At 57.9% G+C, this 22,324-nt stretch carries 20 protein-coding genes; 18 read left to right on the top strand and 2 right to left on the bottom strand.

All coding sequences use genetic code 11. The features are described from left to right. The 10 genes from nuoE to nuoN all read left to right on the top strand — a co-directional run bounded on the left by nuoE (position 1) and on the right by nuoN (position 12,110). On the top strand, positions 1–501 hold the full coding sequence (nuoE, locus tag OGY07_RS10040; protein ID WP_012131493.1) for an NADH-quinone oxidoreductase subunit NuoE: 501 nt from the start codon (positions 1–3) through the stop codon (positions 499–501). After that, positions 498–1,835 (top strand): NADH-quinone oxidoreductase subunit NuoF, encoded by a 1,338-nt coding sequence (gene nuoF / locus OGY07_RS10035; RefSeq protein WP_042290680.1) that lies wholly within the window; start codon positions 498–500, stop codon positions 1,833–1,835. The genes nuoE and nuoF overlap by 4 nt, the downstream gene beginning before the upstream one ends. 29 nt (positions 1,836–1,864) lie before the next feature. Further along, entirely contained in the window at positions 1,865–4,591 is a 2,727-nt protein-coding gene (gene nuoG / locus OGY07_RS10030; RefSeq protein ID WP_060570110.1) for an NADH-quinone oxidoreductase subunit NuoG, read from the top strand. Next, positions 4,588–5,565: an NADH-quinone oxidoreductase subunit NuoH gene (gene nuoH, locus OGY07_RS10025; RefSeq protein ID WP_042290675.1), complete on the top strand. Its 978-nt coding sequence runs from the start codon at positions 4,588–4,590 to the stop codon at positions 5,563–5,565. Before nuoG ends, nuoH begins: the two co-directional genes overlap by 4 nt. 14 nt (positions 5,566–5,579) lie before the next feature. Beyond that, complete coding sequence (gene nuoI / locus OGY07_RS10020) at positions 5,580–6,122, top strand: NADH-quinone oxidoreductase subunit NuoI (protein ID WP_042290673.1); 543 nt, start codon at positions 5,580–5,582, stop codon at positions 6,120–6,122. 11 nt (positions 6,123–6,133) lie between these two features. Further along, positions 6,134–6,688, top strand: coding sequence for an NADH-quinone oxidoreductase subunit J (gene nuoJ, locus OGY07_RS10015; protein WP_042290671.1), 555 nt, complete (start codon positions 6,134–6,136; stop codon positions 6,686–6,688). Continuing rightward, a complete protein-coding gene (gene nuoK, locus OGY07_RS10010) occupies positions 6,685–6,987 on the top strand; it encodes an NADH-quinone oxidoreductase subunit NuoK (protein ID WP_000612644.1) in 303 nt (100 codons plus the stop codon). Before nuoJ ends, nuoK begins: the two co-directional genes overlap by 4 nt. After that, the gene (gene nuoL, locus OGY07_RS10005) at positions 6,984–8,825 is read left to right on the top strand and encodes an NADH-quinone oxidoreductase subunit L (RefSeq protein ID WP_042290669.1); all 1,842 of its coding nucleotides are present in this window, start codon (positions 6,984–6,986) and stop codon (positions 8,823–8,825) included. The genes nuoK and nuoL overlap by 4 nt, the downstream gene beginning before the upstream one ends. Positions 8,826–9,116: 291 nt before the next feature. After that, positions 9,117–10,646, top strand: a complete 1,530-nt coding sequence (gene nuoM / locus OGY07_RS10000; protein ID WP_042290666.1) for an NADH-quinone oxidoreductase subunit M — start codon at positions 9,117–9,119, stop codon at positions 10,644–10,646. Positions 10,647–10,652: 6 nt separating this feature from the next. Beyond that, on the top strand, positions 10,653–12,110 hold the full coding sequence (nuoN, locus tag OGY07_RS09995) for an NADH-quinone oxidoreductase subunit NuoN (protein ID WP_042290665.1): 1,458 nt from the start codon (positions 10,653–10,655) through the stop codon (positions 12,108–12,110). Between the two features lie 78 nt (positions 12,111–12,188). On the opposite strand, the gene OGY07_RS09990 is transcribed toward nuoN, so the two are convergent. Both OGY07_RS09990 and rbn read right to left on the bottom strand, forming a co-directional pair. After that, complete coding sequence (locus OGY07_RS09990) at positions 12,189–13,199, bottom strand: chemotaxis protein (RefSeq protein ID WP_200034606.1); 1,011 nt, start codon at positions 13,197–13,199, stop codon at positions 12,189–12,191. Positions 13,200–13,262: 63 nt separating this feature from the next. Then, entirely contained in the window at positions 13,263–14,180 is a 918-nt protein-coding gene (gene rbn / locus OGY07_RS09985; RefSeq protein ID WP_286600284.1) for a ribonuclease BN, read from the bottom strand. Between the two features lie 65 nt (positions 14,181–14,245). On the opposite strand from rbn, the gene OGY07_RS09980 reads away from it, so the two are divergent. The 8 genes from OGY07_RS09980 (at position 14,246) to menE (ending at position 22,173) form a co-directional block, all read left to right on the top strand. Beyond that, a complete protein-coding gene (locus OGY07_RS09980) occupies positions 14,246–14,707 on the top strand; it encodes a GNAT family N-acetyltransferase (protein ID WP_060570114.1) in 462 nt (153 codons plus the stop codon). Between the two features lie 54 nt (positions 14,708–14,761). Next, the gene (gene elaB, locus OGY07_RS09975) at positions 14,762–15,067 is read left to right on the top strand and encodes a stress response protein ElaB (RefSeq protein ID WP_042290656.1); all 306 of its coding nucleotides are present in this window, start codon (positions 14,762–14,764) and stop codon (positions 15,065–15,067) included. A 96-nt stretch (positions 15,068–15,163) separates the two neighbouring features. Next, a complete protein-coding gene (gene menF / locus OGY07_RS09970) occupies positions 15,164–16,462 on the top strand; it encodes an isochorismate synthase MenF (RefSeq protein WP_205612453.1) in 1,299 nt (432 codons plus the stop codon). 84 nt (positions 16,463–16,546) lie between these two features. Beyond that, the gene (menD, locus tag OGY07_RS09965; RefSeq protein WP_286600282.1) at positions 16,547–18,217 is read left to right on the top strand and encodes a 2-succinyl-5-enolpyruvyl-6-hydroxy-3-cyclohexene-1-carboxylic-acid synthase; all 1,671 of its coding nucleotides are present in this window, start codon (positions 16,547–16,549) and stop codon (positions 18,215–18,217) included. Then, complete coding sequence (gene menH / locus OGY07_RS09960) at positions 18,214–18,972, top strand: 2-succinyl-6-hydroxy-2,4-cyclohexadiene-1-carboxylate synthase (RefSeq protein ID WP_286600280.1); 759 nt, start codon at positions 18,214–18,216, stop codon at positions 18,970–18,972. The genes menD and menH overlap by 4 nt, the downstream gene beginning before the upstream one ends. A 14-nt stretch (positions 18,973–18,986) precedes the next feature. Next, positions 18,987–19,844 (top strand): 1,4-dihydroxy-2-naphthoyl-CoA synthase, encoded by an 858-nt coding sequence (gene menB, locus OGY07_RS09955; RefSeq protein ID WP_286600278.1) that lies wholly within the window; start codon positions 18,987–18,989, stop codon positions 19,842–19,844. Next, positions 19,844–20,806 (top strand): o-succinylbenzoate synthase, encoded by a 963-nt coding sequence (gene menC, locus OGY07_RS09950; RefSeq protein WP_286600275.1) that lies wholly within the window; start codon positions 19,844–19,846, stop codon positions 20,804–20,806. Before menB ends, menC begins: the two co-directional genes overlap by 1 nt. Next, a complete protein-coding gene (gene menE, locus OGY07_RS09945; RefSeq protein WP_286600273.1) occupies positions 20,803–22,173 on the top strand; it encodes an o-succinylbenzoate--CoA ligase in 1,371 nt (456 codons plus the stop codon). The genes menC and menE overlap by 4 nt, the downstream gene beginning before the upstream one ends. The last annotated feature ends 151 nt before the right edge of the window (positions 22,174–22,324 follow it).

The raw sequence follows: 22,324 nt of genomic DNA, 5'->3' as shown, positions 1-22,324 counted from the left end.
ATGCACGAGAATCAACAACCACAAACCGAGGCTTTTGAGCTGAGTGCGGCAGAGCGTGAGGCGATTGAGCACGAAAAGCACCACTACGAAGACCCGCGTGCGGCGTCCATTGAAGCGCTGAAAATCGTCCAGAAACAGCGTGGCTGGGTGCCGGACGGCGCGATCTACGCGATCGCCGACGTACTGGGGATCCCGGCGAGCGATGTCGAAGGCGTGGCGACGTTTTACAGCCAGATCTTCCGCCAGCCGGTTGGCCGACACGTGATCCGCTATTGCGACAGCGTGGTATGCCACATTACCGGTTACCAGGGGATCCAGGCGGCGCTGGAGAAAAAACTCAACATCAAGCCGGGGCAAACCACGTTCGATGGTCGCTTCACCCTGCTGCCGACCTGTTGCCTGGGGAACTGCGATAAAGGGCCGAACATGATGATTGATGAGGACACTCACAGCCATCTGACCCCGGAAGCGATTCCAGAACTGCTGGAGCGGTATAAATGAAAAACATTATCCGTACTCCCGAAACGCATCCGCTGACCTGGCGTCTGCGTGATGATAAACAGCCGGTTTGGCTGGACGAATACCGTAGCAAAAACGGTTACGAAGGCGCGCGTAAGGCGCTGACCGGTCTGTCTCCGGACGAGATCGTCAACCAGGTGAAAGACGCTGGCCTGAAGGGGCGCGGCGGCGCAGGCTTTTCTACCGGCCTGAAATGGAGCCTGATGCCGAAAGACGAATCCATGAACATCCGTTACCTGCTGTGTAACGCTGACGAAATGGAGCCGGGCACCTATAAAGACCGTCTGCTGATGGAACAACTGCCGCACCTGTTGGTGGAAGGCATGCTGATCTCCGCGTTTGCGCTGAAAGCGTACCGTGGCTACATCTTCCTGCGCGGTGAATATATTGAAGCGGCGGTTCACCTGCGTCGCGCCATTGCCGAGGCAACCGAAGCCGGTCTGCTCGGCAAAAATATCATGGGCACCGGTTTTGACTTCGAACTGTTTGTGCACACCGGGGCAGGGCGCTACATCTGCGGTGAAGAGACCGCGCTGATTAACTCCCTCGAAGGCCGCCGCGCGAACCCGCGTTCCAAGCCGCCATTCCCGGCGACCTCTGGCGTCTGGGGCAAGCCGACCTGCGTGAACAACGTTGAAACGCTGTGTAACGTCCCGGCGATTCTCGCTAACGGCGTTGAGTGGTATCAGAACATTTCGAAGAGCAAAGACGCTGGCACCAAGCTGATGGGCTTTTCCGGTCGCGTGAAAAATCCAGGCCTGTGGGAACTGCCGTTTGGCACTACCGCGCGTGAGATCCTTGAGGATTATGCGGGCGGTATGCGCGATGGCCTGAAATTCAAAGCCTGGCAGCCTGGCGGCGCGGGAACTGACTTCCTGACCGAAGCGCATCTCGACCTGCCGATGGAGTTCGAAAGTATCGGTAAAGCAGGCAGCCGTCTGGGGACGGCGCTGGCGATGGCGGTGGACCATGAAATTGGCATGGTGTCGCTGGTGCGCAACCTGGAAGAGTTCTTTGCCCGTGAGTCCTGCGGCTGGTGTACGCCGTGTCGCGATGGGTTACCGTGGAGCGTAAAAATTCTGCGCGCACTGGAGCGTGGCGAAGGCCAGCCGGGGGATATCGAGACGCTTGAGCAACTGTGTCGGTTCCTGGGCCCGGGTAAAACCTTCTGTGCACACGCACCGGGCGCGGTGGAACCGCTGCAGAGCGCAATTAAATATTTCCGCGAAGAATTCGAAGCTGGCATCAAGCAGCCGTTCAGCAATACCCACGGAATTGGTGGTATTCAGCCGAACCTGCTGAAAGAGCGCTGGTGAGTTAAATTTTTTAATTTGGAAGCATGCTAATGGCTACGATTCATGTAGACGGCAAAGAATATGAGGTGAACGGAGCGGACAACCTGCTTGAAGCGTGTCTGTCTCTCGGCCTTGATATTCCGTACTTTTGCTGGCACCCGGCGCTGGGAAGCGTCGGTGCTTGCCGCCAGTGTGCGGTGAAGCAATACCAGAACGCGGAAGACACGCGTGGTCGCCTGGTCATGTCCTGTATGACACCGGCCTCCGACGGCACCTTTATTTCTATTGACGACGAAGAAGCGAAACAGTTCCGCGAAAGCGTGGTGGAGTGGTTAATGACCAACCACCCGCACGACTGTCCGGTCTGTGAGGAAGGGGGGAACTGCCACCTTCAGGATATGACCGTGATGACCGGCCACAGCTTCCGTCGTTACCGTTTCACTAAACGTACGCACCGTAACCAGGATCTGGGGCCGTTCATCTCTCACGAAATGAATCGCTGCATCGCCTGCTATCGCTGTGTTCGTTACTACAAAGACTATGCGGACGGTACGGATCTGGGCGTGTATGGCGCGCACGACAACGTCTACTTTGGTCGCCCGGAAGATGGCGTACTGGAAAGCGAGTTCTCCGGCAACCTGGTGGAAATCTGTCCGACCGGCGTCTTTACCGATAAAACGCACTCCGAGCGTTATAACCGTAAATGGGATATGCAGTTTGCCCCGAGCATCTGCCAGCAGTGCTCTATTGGTTGTAACACCAGCCCGGGTGAACGCTACGGCGAACTCCGCCGTATCGAAAACCGTTACAACGGTACCGTGAACCACTATTTCCTCTGCGACCGCGGTCGTTTCGGCTATGGCTACGTCAATCTGAAAGATCGTCCGCGTCAGCCGGTACAGCGTCGTGGAAACGATCTGATTACCCTCAATGCCGAACAGGCCATGCAGGGCGCGGCGGATATTCTACGTCAGTCGAAGAAAGTCATTGGGATCGGGTCTCCGCGCGCCAGCGTGGAAAGCAACTTTGCGCTGCGTGAGTTGGTTGGTGCGGAAAACTTCTACACCGGAATCGCGCAGTCGGAACAAGAACGTCTGCAACTGGCGCTAAAAGTGCTGCGTGAAAGCGGCGTTCATACCCCTGCGCTGCGCGATATTGAATCTTACGACGCCGTGCTGGTGCTCGGTGAAGACATCACCCAGACCGGCGCGCGCGTTGCGCTGGCGGTTCGTCAGGCGGTGAAAGGGAAAGCGCGTGAAATGGCGGCGGCGCAGAAAGTGGCTGACTGGCAGATTGCGGCAATCCTTAACATTGGCCAGCGCGCTAAACATCCGCTGTTCGTCACCAACGTCGACAACACCCGTCTGGACGATATTGCCGCATGGACCTACCGCGCGCCGGTAGAAGACCAGGCGCGTTTGGGCTTTGCCATCGCCCATGCGCTCGACGCCGCCGCGCCAGCGGTGGACGGTCTGAGCAGCGACCTGAAAAGCAAAATCGACGTGATTGTTCAGGCTCTGGCTGGCGCGAAAAAACCCCTGATTATCTCTGGCACCAACGCCGGGAGCAGTGACGTGATCCAGGCGGCGGCTAACGTCGCGAAAGCGCTGAAAGGTCGCGGCGCGGATGTCGGTATCACCATGATTGCCCGTTCCGTAAACAGCATGGGTCTCGGCATTATGGGCGGGGGTTCGCTTGACGACGCGCTGACCGAGCTGGAAACCGGGCGTGCTGACGCTGTCGTGGTGCTGGAAAACGATCTGCATCGTCATGCTTCCGCCACCCGCGTTAACGCTGCGCTGGCAAAAGCGCCGCTGGTGATGGTGGTTGACCATCAACGCACCGCGATCATGGAAAACGCCCATCTGGTCCTTTCCGCCGCCAGCTTTGCTGAAAGCGACGGTACGGTCATTAACAACGAAGGCCGCGCACAGCGTTTCTTCCAGGTTTATGACCCGGCGTACTATGACAGCAACGCCGTGATGCTGGAAAGCTGGCGCTGGCTGCACTCGCTGCACAGCACCGTGCAGAACCGCCAGGTCGACTGGACGCAGCTTGACCACGTCATTGACGCCGTCGTGGCCGCGATGCCAGAGCTGGCCGGTATTAAAGACGCCGCGCCGGATGCTTCTTTCCGCATTCGCGGTCAGAAACTGGCCCGTGAACCGCACCGCTATAGCGGTCGTACCGCGATGCGCGCCAATATCAGCGTGCATGAGCCACGTCAGCCGCAGGATAAAGACACCATGTTCGCCTTCTCAATGGAAGGGAACAACCAGCCGTCGGCGCCGCGTTCACAGATTCCGTTTGCCTGGGCGCCAGGCTGGAACTCGCCACAGGCGTGGAACAAGTTCCAGGATGAAGTGGGCGGTAAACTGCGTCACGGCGATCCGGGCGTGCGTTTGATTGAAGCGTCCGAAGGGGGGCTGGATTATTTCACCACCGTTCCGGCGAGCTTCCAGCCGCAGGACGGTCAGTGGCGTATCGCGCCGTACTACCATCTGTTTGGTAGCGACGAGCTGTCCCAGCGTGCGCCGGTGTTCCAGAGCCGGATGCCGCAGCCGTACATCAAGCTCAACCCGGCCGATGCCGCGAAGCTGGGCGTCAATGCCGGTACCCGCGTCTCCTTTAGCTACGATGGCAATACGGTAACGCTGCCGGTTGAAATCGCGGAAGGGTTAACGGCAGGGCAGGTCGGTCTGCCGATGGGTATGCCAGGCATTGCGCCAGTGCTGGCCGGTGCGCATCTTGAGGATCTGCAGGAGGCACAACAATGAGTTGGATTACACCGGATCTGATCGATATCCTGCTGACTATCCTCAAAGCGGTGGTGATCCTGCTGGTCGTGGTGACCTGCGGGGCCTTCATGAGCTTTGGCGAACGTCGCCTGTTGGGTCTGTTCCAGAACCGTTATGGACCAAACCGCGTCGGCTGGGGCGGTTCGCTCCAGCTGGTGGCGGACATGATCAAGATGTTCTTTAAAGAGGACTGGATCCCGAAATTCTCGGATCGCGTCATCTTTACGCTGGCGCCAATGATCGCCTTTACCTCGCTGCTGCTGGCCTTTGCGATTGTGCCGGTTAGCCCGGGTTGGGTGGTTGCGGACCTGAACATCGGCATCCTGTTTTTCCTGATGATGGCGGGTCTGGCGGTGTATGCGGTGTTGTTCGCCGGTTGGTCGAGCAATAACAAATACTCGCTGCTCGGCGCGATGCGCGCCTCTGCGCAAACTCTGAGCTATGAAGTGTTCCTTGGACTGTCCCTGATGGGCGTGGTGGCGCAGGCCGGATCGTTCAACATGACCGACATTGTGAACAACCAGGCTGACATCTGGAACGTTATCCCGCAGTTCTTTGGTTTTGTCACCTTCGCTATCGCGGGCGTGGCAGTGTGTCACCGTCACCCGTTTGACCAACCGGAAGCCGAACAGGAACTGGCCGACGGTTACCACATTGAATATTCCGGTATGAAATTCGGTCTGTTCTTTGTGGGGGAGTACATCGGTATCGTCACCATTTCCGCGCTGATGGTTACCCTGTTCTTCGGCGGCTGGCAAGGCCCGTTCTTACCGCCATTCATCTGGTTCGCGCTGAAAACCGCGTTCTTCATGATGATGTTCATTTTGATTCGTGCGTCGTTGCCGCGTCCGCGTTATGACCAGGTAATGTCCTTCGGCTGGAAAATCTGCCTGCCGCTGACGCTCATCAACTTGCTGGTAACGGCGGCTGTCATTCTCTGGCAGGCGCAATAAGGGGCACTAAGACCATGACCTTAAAAGAGTTGTTAGTAGGTTTCGGCACCCAGGTACGCAGTATCTGGATGATCGGCCTGCATGCGTTCGCAAAACGCGAAACAAAAATGTATCCGGAAGAGCCGGTGTACCTGCCGCCCCGTTTTCGTGGTCGTATCGTCCTGACGCGCGACCCGGACGGCGAAGAGCGCTGCGTTGCCTGTAACCTGTGTGCGGTAGCGTGCCCGGTAGGCTGTATTTCTCTGCAAAAAGCGGAGACCAAAGACGGTCGCTGGTATCCGGAGTTTTTCCGTATCAACTTCTCACGCTGCATCTTCTGCGGTCTGTGCGAGGAAGCCTGTCCGACAACGGCGATCCAGCTTACCCCGGACTTTGAACTGGGTGAGTATAAGCGCCAGGATCTGGTTTTCGAGAAAGAGGATCTGCTGATCTCCGGTCCGGGTAAATATCCGGAATATAACTTCTACCGGATGGCAGGTATGGCAATCGACGGCAAAGATAAGGGCGAAGCGGAAAACGAAGCTAAGCCTATCGACGTCAAGAGCCTGTTACCGTAAGGAGAGGGGCAATGGAGTTCGCTTTTTATATCTGTGGCCTGATAGCCATTCTCGCAACCTTGCGAGTGATCACCCATACCAATCCGGTGCATGCGCTGCTGTACCTGATTATTTCGCTGCTGGCGATTTCCGGGGTGTTCTTCTCGCTGGGCGCTTACTTCGCCGGTGCGCTGGAAATCATCGTCTACGCGGGCGCCATCATGGTGCTGTTCGTGTTCGTGGTGATGATGCTCAACCTGGGCGGGTCTGAAATTGAACAGGAACGCCAATGGCTGAAGCCGCAGGTGTGGATTGGCCCGGCGGTTCTGTCGGCCATCATGCTGGTGGTGATTGTCTACGCCATTCTTGGCGTTAACGACCAGGGCATTGACGGTGAGCCGATTAGCGCGAAAGCCGTCGGTATCACCCTGTTCGGACCTTACGTTCTGGCGGTGGAGCTGGCGTCTATGCTACTGCTGGCCGGTCTGGTTGTCGCTTTCCACGTGGGGCGTGAAGAACGCGCCGGGGAAGTGCTGAGCAACCGTAAGGACGACAGCGCGAAAAGAAAAACGGAGGAGCACGCATGATCCCCTTACAACACGGACTGATCCTCGCGGCAATTTTATTTGTTCTGGGCTTAACCGGTCTGGTTATCCGCCGCAATCTGCTGTTTATGCTGATTGGGCTGGAGATCATGATCAACGCTTCCGCGCTGGCTTTTGTGGTCGCCGGAAGCTACTGGGGCCAGACCGATGGTCAGGTGATGTACATTCTCGCCATCAGCCTTGCGGCGGCTGAAGCGAGCATCGGCCTTGCGCTGCTGCTGCAACTTCATCGCCGTCGCCAGAACCTGAACATCGATTCAGTAAGTGAGATGCGTGGATGAACATGCTTGCCTTAACCATTATTCTGCCATTGATTGGCTTTGTACTGCTGGCGTTCTCTCGCGGACGCTGGTCGGAAAATCTCTCCGCGACCGTGGGCGTTGGCTCCATCGGTCTGGCGGCGCTGGTAACCGCATTTGTCGGTATGGACTTCTTCGCGAACGGCAAGCAGGCGTACAGCCAGCCGCTGTGGACGTGGATGTCGGTCGGTGATTTCAATATCGGCTTCAACCTGGTGCTGGACGGCCTGTCGCTGACCATGCTTTCCGTGGTTACCGGCGTGGGTTTCCTGATCCACATGTTCGCTTCCTGGTACATGCGCGGCGAAGAGGGTTACTCTCGCTTCTTCGCCTACACCAACCTGTTTATCGCCAGTATGGTTGTTCTGGTGCTGTCCGATAACCTGTTGTTGATGTACCTCGGCTGGGAAGGCGTGGGCCTGTGTTCTTACTTACTGATCGGCTTCTATTACAGCGATCCGAAGAATGGCGCCGCGGCGATGAAAGCGTTCGTCGTAACCCGCGTGGGTGACGTATTCCTCGCCTTCGCGCTGTTCATCCTCTACAACGAGCTGGGTACCCTGAACTTCCGCGAAATGGTTGAACTGGCGCCAGCGCATTTCGACGCGGGCAACAATATGCTGACCTGGGCGACGCTGATGTTGCTGGGGGGAGCGGTAGGGAAATCCGCACAGCTGCCGTTGCAGACCTGGCTTGCCGACGCGATGGCTGGCCCGACGCCTGTCTCCGCGCTGATCCACGCCGCGACCATGGTCACCGCCGGCGTCTATCTGATCGCACGTACGCACGGCCTGTTCCTGATGACCCCGGAAATCCTGCATCTGGTTGGGATCGTGGGCGCAATCACGCTGGTGATGGCCGGTTTCGCCGCGCTGGTGCAAACCGACATCAAACGTGTGCTGGCATACTCCACCATGAGTCAGATTGGCTACATGTTCCTGGCGCTCGGCGTGCAGGCGTGGGATGCGGCGATTTTCCACCTGATGACGCACGCCTTCTTTAAAGCGCTGCTGTTCCTGGCGTCTGGCTCCGTTATCCTGGCCTGCCATCATGAACAGAACATCTTCAAGATGGGCGGCCTGCGTAAGTCCATTCCGCTGGTGTATCTCTGCTTCCTGGTGGGCGGCGCGGCGCTGTCGGCGCTGCCGCTGGTGACCGCAGGCTTCTTCAGTAAGGATGAGATTTTGGCTGGCGCGATGGCGAACGGTCATATCAATCTGATGGTGGCAGGTCTGGTCGGTGCATTCATGACCTCTCTGTATACCTTCCGAATGATTTTCATCGTATTCCACGGTAAAGAACAAATTCACGCACATGCAGGGAAGGGGATCACCCACCATCTGCCGCTGATTGTCCTGATGGTGCTGTCCACCTTTGTCGGCGCGCTGATTGTGCCGCCGCTGCAGGGGGTTCTGCCGCAGACTACCGAACTTGAACATGGCCGCGTAATGACGCTGGAAATTACCTCTGGTGTCGTGGCGATCGCGGGCATCCTGATTGCCGCATGGCTGTGGCTGGGCAAACGCACGCTGGTGACGTCCATCGCCAACAGTGCGCCGGGCCGTCTGCTGGGCACCTGGTGGTACAACGCCTGGGGCTTTGACTGGCTGTACGACAAAGTGTTCGTGAAGCCGTTCCTTGGCGTGGCCTGGCTGCTGAAGCGCGATCCGCTGAATGCGCTGATGAACGTACCGGCAATCCTTTCCCGCTTTGCAGGTAAAGGCCTGCTGTTCAGCGAGAACGGCTATCTGCGCTGGTATGTGGCATCCATGAGCATCGGTGCGGTTGTGGTGCTGGCGTTGTTGATGGTTTTACGTTGATTTGAGATCGCGGTTTTGCCCGGTGGCGCTGCGCTTACCGGGCCTACAAGACCGTAGGTCGGGTAAGCAAAGCGCCACCCAACACAACAAACCGCACTCAAACGTGAATTTGTTGAAATTCGTTGAAAATCAGGTCCGACAGGACAGGCGTTATCGGCGAAGTCAGAGTGGACACCGCCTGCGCACAGCAACCGAAGCGTACTTAAGTACGTGCGGATTGCGAGCACAGCCGGGGTCGCTATGACGAGCAAGATAGCCTGAACCGGACTTAAACAAGGAACAAATACTGCCATGTTATTACCCTGGCTAATACTTATTCCCTTCATTGGTGGGTTTCTGTGCTGGCAGACCGAACGCTTTGGCGTGAAGGTGCCGCGCTGGATCGCGCTGATCACCATGGGACTGACGCTTGCGCTTGGCCTGCAGCTGTGGTTGCAGGGCGGCTATTCACTGACGCAATCCGCTGGCATTCCGCAGTGGCAGTCTGAATTTGTCCTGCCGTGGATCCCGCGCTTTGGCATCTCTATTCATCTGGCTATCGACGGTCTGTCGCTGCTGATGGTGGTGCTGACCGGCCTGCTCGGCGTTCTGGCGGTACTTTGCTCCTGGCGAGAAATCGAAAAATACCAGGGCTTCTTCCACCTGAACCTGATGTGGATCCTGGGCGGTGTGATCGGCGTGTTCCTCGCCATCGACATGTTCCTGTTCTTCTTCTTCTGGGAAATGATGCTGGTGCCGATGTACTTCCTGATCGCGCTGTGGGGCCATAAGGCGTCCGACGGTAAAACGCGTATCACGGCGGCAACCAAGTTCTTCATTTACACCCAGGCGAGCGGTCTGGTGATGCTGATTGCGATCCTGGCGCTGGTGTTCGTGCATTACAATGCAACCGGCGTCTGGACCTTCAACTATGAAGCGTTGCTGAATACCCCGATGTCCCACGGCGTCGAATACTTGCTGATGCTGGGCTTCTTCATCGCCTTCGCGGTGAAAATGCCGGTGGTTCCGCTGCACGGCTGGCTGCCGGATGCGCACTCTCAGGCGCCGACCGCCGGTTCCGTTGACCTTGCGGGGATTCTGCTGAAAACCGCGGCCTACGGTCTGCTGCGTTTTTCTCTGCCGCTGTTTCCGAACGCCTCTGCGGAGTTCGCGCCGATTGCCATGTGGCTGGGTGTGATCGGCATCTTCTACGGTGCGTGGATGGCGTTTACCCAGTACGACATCAAGCGTCTGATTGCCTACACCTCCGTCTCCCATATGGGCTTCGTGCTGATTGCTATCTACACCGGCAGCCAGCTGGCGTACCAGGGGGCGGTGATCCAGATGATCGCGCACGGTCTGTCCGCGGCGGGTCTGTTTATCCTTTGCGGCCAGCTGTACGAACGTCTGCATACGCGTGATATGCGTATGATGGGCGGCCTGTGGGGCAAAATGAAGTGGCTGCCTGCGCTGTCGATGTTCTTCGCAGTGGCAACGCTCGGTATGCCTGGCACCGGTAACTTCGTCGGTGAATTTATGATCCTGTTCGGCAGCTACCAGGTTGTTCCGGTGATCACCGTCATCTCCACCTTTGGTCTGGTGTTTGCCTCTGTTTACTCGCTGGCGATGCTGCATCGTGCTTACTTCGGTAAAGCCAAAAGCCAGATTGCGAATCAGGAACTGGCAGGGATGTCGCTGCGCGAGCTGTTTATCATCCTGTTGCTGGTCGTGCTTCTGGTACTGCTTGGCTTCTATCCGCAGCCGATTCTGGATACGTCGCATTCCGCGATGAGCAACATCCAGCAGTGGTTTGTTAATTCCGTTTCTACTACAAGGCCGTAAATCGCCATGACAATAACTCCACAACACCTGATTGCGCTGCTACCGCTGCTGATCGTCGGCTTGACGGTGGTGGTTGTGATGCTCTCCATTGCGTGGCGACGCAATCACTTTCTCAATGCCACGCTGTCGGTCATTGGGCTTAACGCTGCGCTGGTTTCGCTCTGGTTTGTTGGCCAGGCGGGCGCCATGGACGTCACGCCGCTGATGCGGGTTGACGGTTTCGCCATGCTCTACACCGGGCTGGTTCTGCTGGCGAGCCTGGCGACCTGTACGTTTGCCTACCCGTGGCTGGAAGGCTATGACGACAACCGGGAAGAGTTCTACCTGCTGGTGCTGATTGCCGCTCTGGGCGGGATCCTGCTGGCGAACGCTAACCATCTGGCCGCGCTGTTCCTCGGTATCGAACTGATCTCCCTGCCGCTGTTTGGTCTGGTAGGCTATGCCTTCCGCCAGAAGCGCTCGCTGGAAGCCAGTATCAAATACACTATCCTGTCCGCCGCCGCGTCTTCCTTCCTGCTGTTTGGTATGGCGCTGGTGTACGCACAGTCCGGCAACCTGTCGTTCGTGGCCCTCGGCAAGAGCCTCGGCGACGGTATGCTGAGCGAACCACTGTTGCTGGCGGGCTTCGGGATGATGATTGTCGGCCTCGGCTTTAAACTGTCTCTGGTGCCGTTCCACCTGTGGACGCCTGACGTCTACCAGGGCGCGCCTGCGCCGGTATCGACCTTCCTGGCGACGGCGAGCAAAATCGCTATCTTCGGTGTGGTGATGCGTTTGTTCCTCTATGCGCCAGTAGGCGACAGCGAAGCGGTACGCGTGGTGCTGGGCATTATCGCCTTTGCCTCCATCATCTTCGGTAACCTGATGGCGCTGAGCCAGACCAACATTAAGCGTCTGCTCGGTTACTCCTCCATCTCTCACCTCGGCTATCTGCTGGTGGCGCTGATTGCCCTGCAGAGTGGCGAGATGTCGATGGAAGCGGTAGGCGTCTACCTGGCCGGCTATCTCTTTAGCAGCCTTGGCGCGTTTGGTGTGGTCAGTCTGATGTCCAGTCCGTACCGTGGGCCGGATGCTGATTCACTGTTCTCCTATCGCGGTCTGTTCTGGCATCGTCCTGTTCTCGCCGCGGTCATGACGGTAATGATGCTGTCGCTGGCGGGTATCCCGATGACGCTCGGCTTTATCGGCAAGTTCTACGTGCTGGCGGTCGGCGTGCAGGCCAGCCTGTGGTGGCTGGTTGCCGCCGTGGTGGTCGGTTCCGCGATTGGTTTGTACTACTACCTGCGCGTTGCGGTCAGCCTGTACCTGAGCGCGCCGCAGCAGCTTAACCGCGATGCGCCGTCGAACTGGCAGTACAGCGCGGGCGGCATTGTGGTGCTGATCTCCGCGCTGCTGGTGCTGGTGCTCGGCGTCTGGCCGCAGCCGCTGATCAGCATTGTGCAGTTAGCGATGCCGCTGATGTAAGCGAAACGCAGACCTAAAAAAACCCGCTTCGGCGGGTTTTTTTGTGGGCTGGCATAACGCCCAGCCTCTCTGGTGTTATTAGGATCCGCTTAACCGCTGTCTGCTCACCAGCGGGCCGTCAATTCTGTTCACCGCGCGCGTCATCACTTCCTGAATAACTGACGACAGCTCGTTGATTTCAAACTTCGCCACATAGCCGTCAGCTTTCACTTTGCGTACGTGATCTTCGTTGGCGCTGCCAGACAAAGAGGAGTGGATCACCACTGGAATGTGCTTTAGGCGTTCATCGGTTTTAATCTTACGGGTAAGGGTGAATCCGTCCATCTCTGGCATTTCCAGGTCGGTAAGCACCAGGGCGATTTTTTCGCTGATGGCTTTGCCTTCCGCTTCGGCCTCTTTCGCCAGTTGCTGGATTTTCTCCCACGCGTCTTTTCCGGTAACGTGCATCTGGTGCGGAATGTCCATTGCGTTCAAGCCTTTTTCCAGCATCGCCCGGGCCACGCGAGAGTCTTCGGCGACAATGGCCACCGCTCCGGGGGTAATGTTGAATTTACTGGTTTTCAGTTCCGTGGCGCGTAGGTCATGGTTTGCAGGCACGATGTCATACAGGATCTGCTCAACGTCCAGCACTAGCGCCAGGTTGTTGGTCTCTTTGTCCTCGTCCAGGCAGGCGATACTGGTGATGTAACGTCCGTTTACCGCTTTCTCGGCGGTATGCACCTGCTGCCAGTCCAGACGCATGATGTTTTCCACTGACTCGACGGCGAAGGCCTGGACGCTGCGGGCGTATTCAGTGATCAGCAGGATATTCAACCCGTTTTCCGGTTGACACCCGGCGACGGCGGGGAGGTCGATCACCGGGATCACCTGATCGCGAATATTCACCATCCCCAGCAGCGGCGCCTTCATGCCTGCCGGACGCGTAAACGTCGGCATTGGCACAATTTCACGCAACTTAAAGACGTTAATGCCAAACAGCTCAGACTTTTGCTCGTGCAGGGAGGTTCCCAAACGAAACAGCAGCAGCTCAAAGCGGTTGGACAGGGTGAGATTCGCCCTGTCATCGATATCTTTCTGGAAATTGTCCATTCTGTCCTCAGTGTGAATACTGCCTTTTTACTGTTATCGGCACCGGGGACAAAAAGTGGAGCGTTAAACCGTGAAAACGGCGAAATCCGCAGCCAGTTCCGTGTGCGGAAAAATGGCCCGACACTCCGCCAGAAGGCGCTGGCAGCCAGTTTCATCGTAGCGTGAACTGATATGCGTCATGATGAGCTTGCCGACTCCTGCCTCTTTCGCCAGCATCGCCGCCTGACGGGTGGAGCTGTGACCCCGGCTGTTGGCCTTCTCTTCCATCGAGGCATCCAGGGTGGTTTCGTGAATCATCACGTCAACCCCTTTCGCCAGCGCAAGGGCGCCGATGCAGGGCGCCGTGTCGCCAAAAATGGCCACCGCTTTGCCCGTGGTTGCCGGAGCAAGGTAGTCCGCGCCGTTGATGGTGCGGCCATCATCAAGGGTAATTGTCTTTCCGGCTTTCAAGTCCTGAAACCAGGGACCCGGCGTAACCCCCGCGGCTTTCAGCGCGTTGGCGTCAAGCGCACCCGGTTTGTCGTGTTCTTCAACGCGGTAGCCGTAGCATTCCAGCGGGTGTTCAAGCGGGTAGGCGGTCACCTTTCGCAAGCCGTCGTCAAGGATTTCACCGGCGGTAATCTCGATGATATCCAGTGGATAATCGGTCCACGAACCGCTCAGGCGCAGGCTGGTTTCGGTGAATTCACGAAGCCCTTTGGGACCATAAAGGGTCAGCGGATGCGGATTGCCTGCCATCGAGCGGCTACACAACAGACCCGGTAAACCAAACAGATGATCGCCATGCAGGTGGCTGATAAAAATGCGTTCAATCTTGCCGGGATGAAACGCCGTCTCCAGCATCTGCTGCTGCGTGCCTTCCCCGCAGTCAAACAGCCACAGCGCAGGCTGAGTGGGATGGTGCAGATGCAACAATATCGCCGTGACGTTGCGCGCGCGGGTAGGGACGCCCGCCGAGGTACCTAAAAAGATAAATTCCATTATTTCATTACACTTTTTCAACTTATTCTGGCTAGTATAAAACGTTTGAGCAAAAGGAGGGCGCGATGATTACCTGGCAAGATCTGCATCATTCACAATTAACGGTTCCCGCGTTGTACGCGCTACTTAAACTGCGCTGCGCGGTGTTTGTCGTCGAACAGCACTGCCCTTATCTGGATATTGACGGCGACGATCTGGTGGGTGAAAACCGCCATATCCTCGGCTGGCATAACGATGAGCTGGTGGCGTACGCGAGGATTCTGAAAAGTGACAACGCGCTGGAGCCGGTGGTCATTGGCCGGGTGATCGTCAGCGAAGCCCTGCGTGGCGAAAAGCTTGGCCAACATCTGATGTCCCGGACGCTCGCCGCCTGCCAGCAGCACTGGCCGCAAAAAGCGCTGTATCTCGGCGCGCAGGCGCATCTGCAAAACTTCTACGCGCGATTCGGTTTTACGCCTGTGACCGATGTCTATGATGAAGACGGCATTGCCCATATCGGTATGGCCCGTGAGGCAATTCAGGCGTAAATCCGCGTCGTTGTCTATAGTTAGGAACAGGTTTTACTAAAATGGAGAACGAGAATGTCTTATCAGTTTGGTGATTCGCGTATTGATGACGACCTGACGTTGCTGAGCGAGACGCTGGAAGAGGTGCTGCGCTCTTCGGGTGACCCTGCCGATCAAAAGTATATCGAACTCAAAGCGCGCGCAGAACAAGCGCTGGAAGATGTAAAAAATCGCGTCAGCCATGCGTCCGACAGCTATTACTATCGCGCAAAACAGGCGGTATATCGCGCTGATGACTATGTGCATGAAAAACCGTGGCAGGGGATCGGCGTGGGCGCAGCGGTAGGTATGGTACTGGGCTTGCTGCTCGCACGGCGTTAACCCTCACCGGAAACGCATCGACTCCCTAAACTGGGGTACTGCATTTTTTCTGTAGTACCCCGTATAATGTGAGGTTTTTAACAGGGAGAGGTCCGCGTGAATTCACTCACTACTGCGCTGGAAAGCCTGACGCGCCTTTTATCGCAGGAATTACCCGCCGCGCCGGGCATGCGGGTTTTCGATGTCCCTTTCCCCCTCAATGACGCTTTCGACGCGTTAAGCTGGCTTGCGAGCCAGCCTGTTTACCCACAATTTTACTGGCAGCAGCGCAACGGCGATGAAGAAGCCGCCGTGCTCGGTTCGGTTTCCCGCTTTTCCTCGCTTGATGCCGCGCAGCGTTTTCTTCGCGACCACCCACAGCAAAGCGACCTGCGAGTCTGGGGACTGAACGCCTTCGACCCGAAAACGGGCGAACTCTTTTTGCCCCGTCTGGAATGGCGGCGCTGTGCGGGCGTGGCGGTGCTGCGGTTGCATGTCTGGAGCGACAGATCGCTGCGTGAGGATGCCGACCGGGCGCTGTCGTTTCTCGCTTCACTGGCGAGCGTCAAACCGCTGGCGGCGCTGCGGCTCACCCTGGTTGGCGAGCAGCACTGGCCGGAAAAAGCAGGCTGGGTGACGCTGATTCAGCAGGCAACGCGCACGATTGCCGAAGACCAACTGGAAAAAGTGGTGTTGGCGCGCGCCAGCGACCTGCAATTTTCTCGTCCGGTGAATGCGGCCGCGATGATGGCGGCAAGCCGTCGTCTGAATCTGAACTGCTATCATTTCTATATGGCCTTTTGCGCGAACAGCGCTTTTCTTGGCTCATCCCCGGAGCGACTCTGGCGGCGGCGGGATACCGCGCTCCGGACCGAGGCGCTGGCGGGGACAGTCGCTAACGATCCTGATGACTACAAAGCCTGGCAACTGGGCGAGTGGTTAATGAAGGACGATAAAAATCAGCGCGAAAACATGCTGGTGGTCGAAGATATTTGCCAGCGATTACAACAATATACCCATTCGCTGGACGTGCTGCCGCCAAAAGTGCTGAGGCTGCGAAAGGTCCAGCATTTGCGCCGCTGCATCTGGACGGCGCTGAATCAGCCTGACGATACGCTGTGCTTACTGCAACTCCAGCCGACGGCGGCGGTGGCGGGGATCCCCCGGGATCGCGCGCGGATGTTCATTCATCAACATGAACCGTTCGAACGCGAATGGTACGCCGGGTCGGCGGGTTATTTGTCGTTACAGCAAAGCGAGTTTTGCGTGTCGCTGCGCTCAGCGAAAATCACCGACAACGTGGTCAGACTGTATGCCGGAGCGGGCATTGTTCGCGGTTCCGATCCCGAACAGGAATGGCAGGAAATCAACAATAAAGCCGCAGGTCTGAGAACTTTGTTACAGATGGACGGATAATGAGTCACTTAATTCCGATTCATATCAATAATCCATTTTTTCCATTCTTTATACTGAGTCGCAATATTGATACCGGACAAACTCATGTCAGTAAGCGCATTTAACCGACGCTGGGCGGCGGTCATTCTGGAAGCATTAACTCGCCACGGTGTCAGGCATGTCTGCATTGCCCCTGGCTCGCGTTCCACGCCCCTCACGCTGGCGGCGGCGGAAAACGCGGCATTTATTCACCACACGCATTTCGATGAGCGTGGACTTGGTCATCTGGCGCTGGGACTGGCAAAGGCGAGCAAACAACCGGTGGCGGTAATCGTCACGTCCGGTACGGCGGTGGCTAACCTCTATCCGGCGCTGATTGAAGCGGGGCTGACCGGTGAAAAGCTGATTCTGCTGACGGCCGATCGCCCCCCTGAACTGATCGACTGCGGTGCGAATCAGGCCATTCGCCAGGCAGGGATGTTTGCGTCCCATCCGTCGCAAACGATCTCGCTGCCGCGTCCGACGCAGGATATTCCTGCAAGCTGGCTGGTTTCGACCATCGATAACGCGCTGGCGTCGCTGCATGCAGGCGCCGTGCACATCAACTGTCCCTTTGCCGAACCGTTGTATGGTGATATGGACGACACGGGACTGGCCTGGCAGCAGCGCCTCGGCGACTGGTGGCAGGATGACAAGCCCTGGCTGCGCGAAGCGCGTCGGCTGGAAAGTGAAAAGCAGCGCGACTGGTTTTTCTGGCGCCAGAAGCGAGGGGTGGTCGTTGCCGGGCGCATGAGCGCGGAAGAGGGTAAAAAGGTTGCCGAGTGGGCGCAAACGCTGGGCTGGCCGCTAATTGGCGATGTGCTGTCGCAAACCGGACAACCGCTGCCCTGTGCCGATCTGTGGCTCGGGAACGCGAAGGCGGTCACCGAACTGCAACAGGCGCAGATCGTCGTACAGTTGGGCAGCAGCCTGACCGGGAAACGGTTGCTGCAGTGGCAGGCAACCTGCACGCCGGACGAATACTGGATTGTCGATAATATCGAAGGGCGGCTGGATCCGGCCCATCATCGCGGTCGCCGTCTGGTGGCGAAAATTGGCGACTGGCTGGCATTGCATCCGGCGGAAAAACGCAAGCCCTGGTGCGTGGCGATCCCGCGTCTGGCTGAGCAGGCCTGGCAGGCGGTGGCGGCGCGTCGTGACGCGTTTGGCGAAGCGCAACTGGCGCACCGCCTCCGCGACTATTTGCCCGAACAGGGACAGTTGTTCGTCGGTAACAGCCTGGTGGTGCGCCTGATCGATGCGTTTTCACAGTTACCCGCGGGATATCCGGTATACAGCAACCGTGGGGCGAGCGGCATTGACGGCTTATTGTCAACCGCCGCGGGCGTACAGCGCGCCAGCGCCAAATCAACGCTGGCGATTGTCGGCGATCTTTCGGCGCTCTACGATCTTAACGCGCTGGCGCTGCTGCGCCAGGTATCCGCGCCGTTCGTACTGATTGTCGTCAACAATAACGGTGGACAGATTTTCTCACTACTGCCGACGCCGCAGAGCGAACGCGAGCGATTTTATCTGATGCCGCAAAATGTCCATTTTGAACACGCTGCCGCGATGTTCGAGCTGAAATATTATCGTCCGGAAACCTGGGATGAACTGGACGCGGCGATAGCCGGCGCGTGGCGAACACCCGCGACGACGGTGATTGAACTGGTGGTTAACGATACCGACGGCACCCGGACGTTGCAGCAACTGCTGGCGCAGGTAAGCCATCTATGAACCTGCACGCGCAGGCGAAACCCGCTAAGCCCGGCGCGCCCTGGCTGGTTTTTCTGCACGGTTTTTCCGGCGACTGCCGGGAATGGCAGGCGGTCGGCGAGCAGTTGACGGCGTTTTCCCGTCTGTATGTCGATCTGCCCGGCCACGGCGGTTCCGCTGAGATTCGCGTAAGCGGATTTGCGCAGGTGATCGAATTACTGCGCAGTACTTTAATTAGTTACAACATACTGGACTACTGGCTGGTGGGTTACTCGCTCGGCGGCAGAGTGGCGATGACGGCAGCCTGTCAGGGGATGACCGGACTGTGTGGCCTGGTGGTTGAAGGCGGTCATCCGGGGCTACAAAGTGAGGCGGCGCGCGACGCGCGCCGTCGTTCCGATGCCCACTGGGCGCAGCGTTTTCGCCAGGAAGCGCTGCGAGACGTTTTCAGCGACTGGTATCAACAACCCGTTTTTGCCTCGTTAAATGCCGGGCAAAGGGCCGAACTGGTTGCCCTGCGAAGCGACAATAACGGCGGCACGCTGGCGGCGATGCTCGAAGCCACCTCGCTTGCGGCGCAGCCCGATTTACGCGCGGCGCTCACCGCGCGGACATTTCCGTTTTATTATTTATGTGGTGAACGTGACAGCAAATTCCGCGCGCTTGCGGCGGAATTAGCGGCGGAAAGCCATGTGATTCGTAACGCCGGACACAACGCGCACCGGGAAAATCCCGCTGGCGTGGTGGCGTGTCTGGCGCAGATTCTGCGTCTCTGACTAAAGGACACACTATGATCTATCCTGATGAAACAATGCTTTACGCACCGGTTGAATGGCTCGACTGCTCTGAAGGCTACACCGATATTCGCTATGAGAAGTCCAGCGACGGTATTGCAAAAATCACCATTAACCGTCCACAGGTGCGCAACGCTTTCCGTCCTTTGACCGTTAAAGAGATGATCCAGGCGCTGGCGGATGCCCGTTATGACGACAACGTGGGGGTGATTATCCTCACTGGCGAAGGTGACAAAGCCTTTTGCGCGGGTGGCGACCAGAAGGTGCGCGGCGACTACGGCGGTTACCAGGACGACTCCGGCGTACATCACCTGAACGTGCTGGATTTCCAGCGCCAGATCCGCACCTGTCCGAAGCCGGTAGTGGCGATGGTGGCCGGTTATTCCATCGGCGGCGGCCACGTGCTGCATATGATGTGCGATCTGACCATCGCAGCGGAAAATGCAATTTTCGGCCAGACCGGCCCGAAAGTCGGTTCGTTTGACGGCGGCTGGGGCGCATCTTACATGGCGCGGATCGTTGGACAAAAGAAAGCGCGTGAAATCTGGTTCCTGTGCCGTCAGTATGATGCGCAGCAGGCGCTGGATATGGGGCTGGTTAACACCGTAGTTCCGCTGGCGGATCTGGAAAAAGAGACCGTGCGTTGGTGTCGCGAAATGCTGCAAAACAGCCCGATGGCGCTGCGCTGCCTGAAAGCCGCGCTGAACGCCGACTGTGACGGGCAGGCGGGTCTGCAGGAACTGGCGGGAAATGCCACCATGCTGTTCTATATGACGGAAGAAGGTCAGGAAGGCCGTAACGCCTTCAACCAGAAACGTCAGCCTGATTTCAGCAAATTCAAACGGAATCCGTAATGCGTAGCGCGCAGGTATACCGCTGGCAGATCCCCATGGACGCGGGGGTGGTTCTGCGTGACAGGCGGTTAAAAACCCGCGACGGGCTGTATGTCTGTCTGCGTGACGGCGAACAGGAAGGGTGGGGAGAGATCTCCCCGCTGCCAGGCTTTAGCCTCGAAACCGTTGAAGATGCGCAGGTGGCCCTGCTGGCCTGGGTTAACGACTGGCTGCTGGGCGGCGAGTTACTGCCGGATATGCCGTCGGTGGCGTTTGGCGTCAGCTGCGCGCAGGCGGAACTGACGGGAATGCTGCCCGCGGCGGCGGACTATCGCGCCGCGCCGCTGTGTACCGGCGATCCGGACGATCTGGTGCTGCAACTGGCCGACATGCCTGGCGAAAAAGTGGCGAAGATTAAAGTCGGCCTGTACGAAGCGGTACGCGACGGCATGGTGGTTAACCTGCTGCTGGAGGCGATACCGGAACTGCATCTGCGTCTGGATGCCAACCGTGCCTGGACACCGCTGAAAGCGCAACAATTTGCGAAGTACGTCAACCCGGACTATCGCCATCGCATCGCTTTCCTGGAAGAACCGTGTAAAACCCGCGACGATTCCCGGGCATTTGCCCGTGAGACCGGTATTGCCATCGCCTGGGATGAAAGCCTGCGCGATGCCGACTTCGCCTTCGAGGCGGAAGAGGGCGTCCGCGCGGTGGTGATCAAGCCGACGCTGACCGGCTCGCTGGACAAGGTTCGTCAACAGGTTGAGTCCGCACATGCGCTGGGGCTGACGGCGGTGATCAGTTCGTCCCTTGAATCGAGCCTGGGTTTAACGCAGTTGGCGCGTATTGCCGCGTGGCTGACGCCGCAGACCATTCCCGGTCTCGACACCCTGAACCTGATGCAGACGCAGCAGCTTCGCCGCTGGCCGGGCAGCACGCTACCGTGTACAGAACTTGATGCGCTGGAACGGGTGCAATGAGCTTTTCTGACTGGCCGTGGCGTCACTGGCGGCAGGTAAGAGGGGATGCGCCCGCTCTGCGCCTGAATGATGAGGTACTCACCTGGCAAGCGCTCTGCCAGCGCATTAACGCGCTGGCGGGCGGCTTTGCCGCGCAGGGCGTGGTGGAAGGCAGTGGGGTAATGCTGCGCGCCTGGAACCATCCTCAGACGCTGTTGGCGTGGCTGGCGCTATTGCAGTGCGGCGCGCGTGTTCTGCCGATCAACCCGCAGCTTCCGCAGTCGCTTCTGTCCACGCTGCTGCCGGATCTGACGTTACAGTTTGCGCTGGATCGCGAAGGCGACAATCCCTTTGCTTTTTTGACGACGCTGACGATGCGGGAAGAGGCGGGCGATCATGGCGTGGCCTGGCAACCACAGCGTCTGAGTTCAATGACGCTGACGTCCGGCTCTACCGGTTTGCCTAAGGCCGCCGTGCATACCTGCAAGGCGCATCTCGCCAGCGCCGAAGGCGTCCTCTCGCTGATACCCTTCGGCAAAGACGACGACTGGCTGCTTTCCCTGCCGCTGTTTCACGTCTCCGGTCAGGGCATCTTATGGCGCTGGCTGTTTGCCGGCGCGCGGATGACCGTACGGGAAAAACAGCCGCTGGAGCAGATGCTGGCCGGATGCACCCATGCGTCGCTGGTGCCAACGCAACTGTGGCGGTTGCTGATGAACCAGACGCCCGTTTCGCTGAAGGCGGTGCTGCTCGGCGGCGCGGCGATCCCGGTTGCATTAACGGAGCAGGCGCGCGCGCAGGGCATTCGCTGTTGGTGCGGCTACGGACTGACCGAATTTGCCTCGACGGTATGCGCCAAAGAGGCCGATGGGCAGGCGGACGTCGGGGAGCCGTTACCGGGACGCGAAGTCAACGTTGTTAATGACGAAGTGTGGCTGCGTGCGGCGAGCATGGCGGCAGGTTACTGGCGAAACGGCAGACTGGCGCCGCTGGTTAACGACGAAGGATGGTTTGCTACACGCGATCGCGGTGTGCTGTCTAATAATAAATTAACCCTTCTCGGGCGGCTGGATAATCTCTTTTTTAGCGGTGGCGAAGGGATCCAACCGGAAGAGGTTGAGCGGGTGATTGCCGCCCATCCGCAGGTGCAACAGGTCTTTATTGTTCCCGTGGCGGATGCCGAGTTCGGCCAACGTCCCGTTGCGGTCGTGGAATATGACGCCAGCGAAGCGGTTCCGGACCTTCGCGAATGGGTGAAAGACAAGCTGGCGCGTTTCCAGCAGCCGGTGGGGTGGTTGATCTTGCCGGATACGCTTAAAAACGGCGGCATCAAAATTTCACGCCGGGCGTTGACCGACTGGGTGCGACAGATTTACGCGGATCGATAATGAATACGCGGGGGGAGCAATCTCCCCGAAAAACGTCATTAAACTCTTCGGGAAATAATTATTAAATAGCGGGTAATGCAATATTAGCAGGCGAACATTAATTTAACCTTAAGAAATAAAATAAAGACGAAAAAGGGATTATTCGCCTGAA

Origin of the sequence: Citrobacter sp. Cs237 (assembly GCF_030332325.1) — a bacterium.
Lineage (GTDB): Bacteria > Pseudomonadota > Gammaproteobacteria > Enterobacterales > Enterobacteriaceae > Citrobacter_A > Citrobacter_A sedlakii.
The sequence above is the reverse complement of the archived record's forward strand: the minus strand, read 5'-3'. Positions and strand labels throughout refer to the sequence as shown.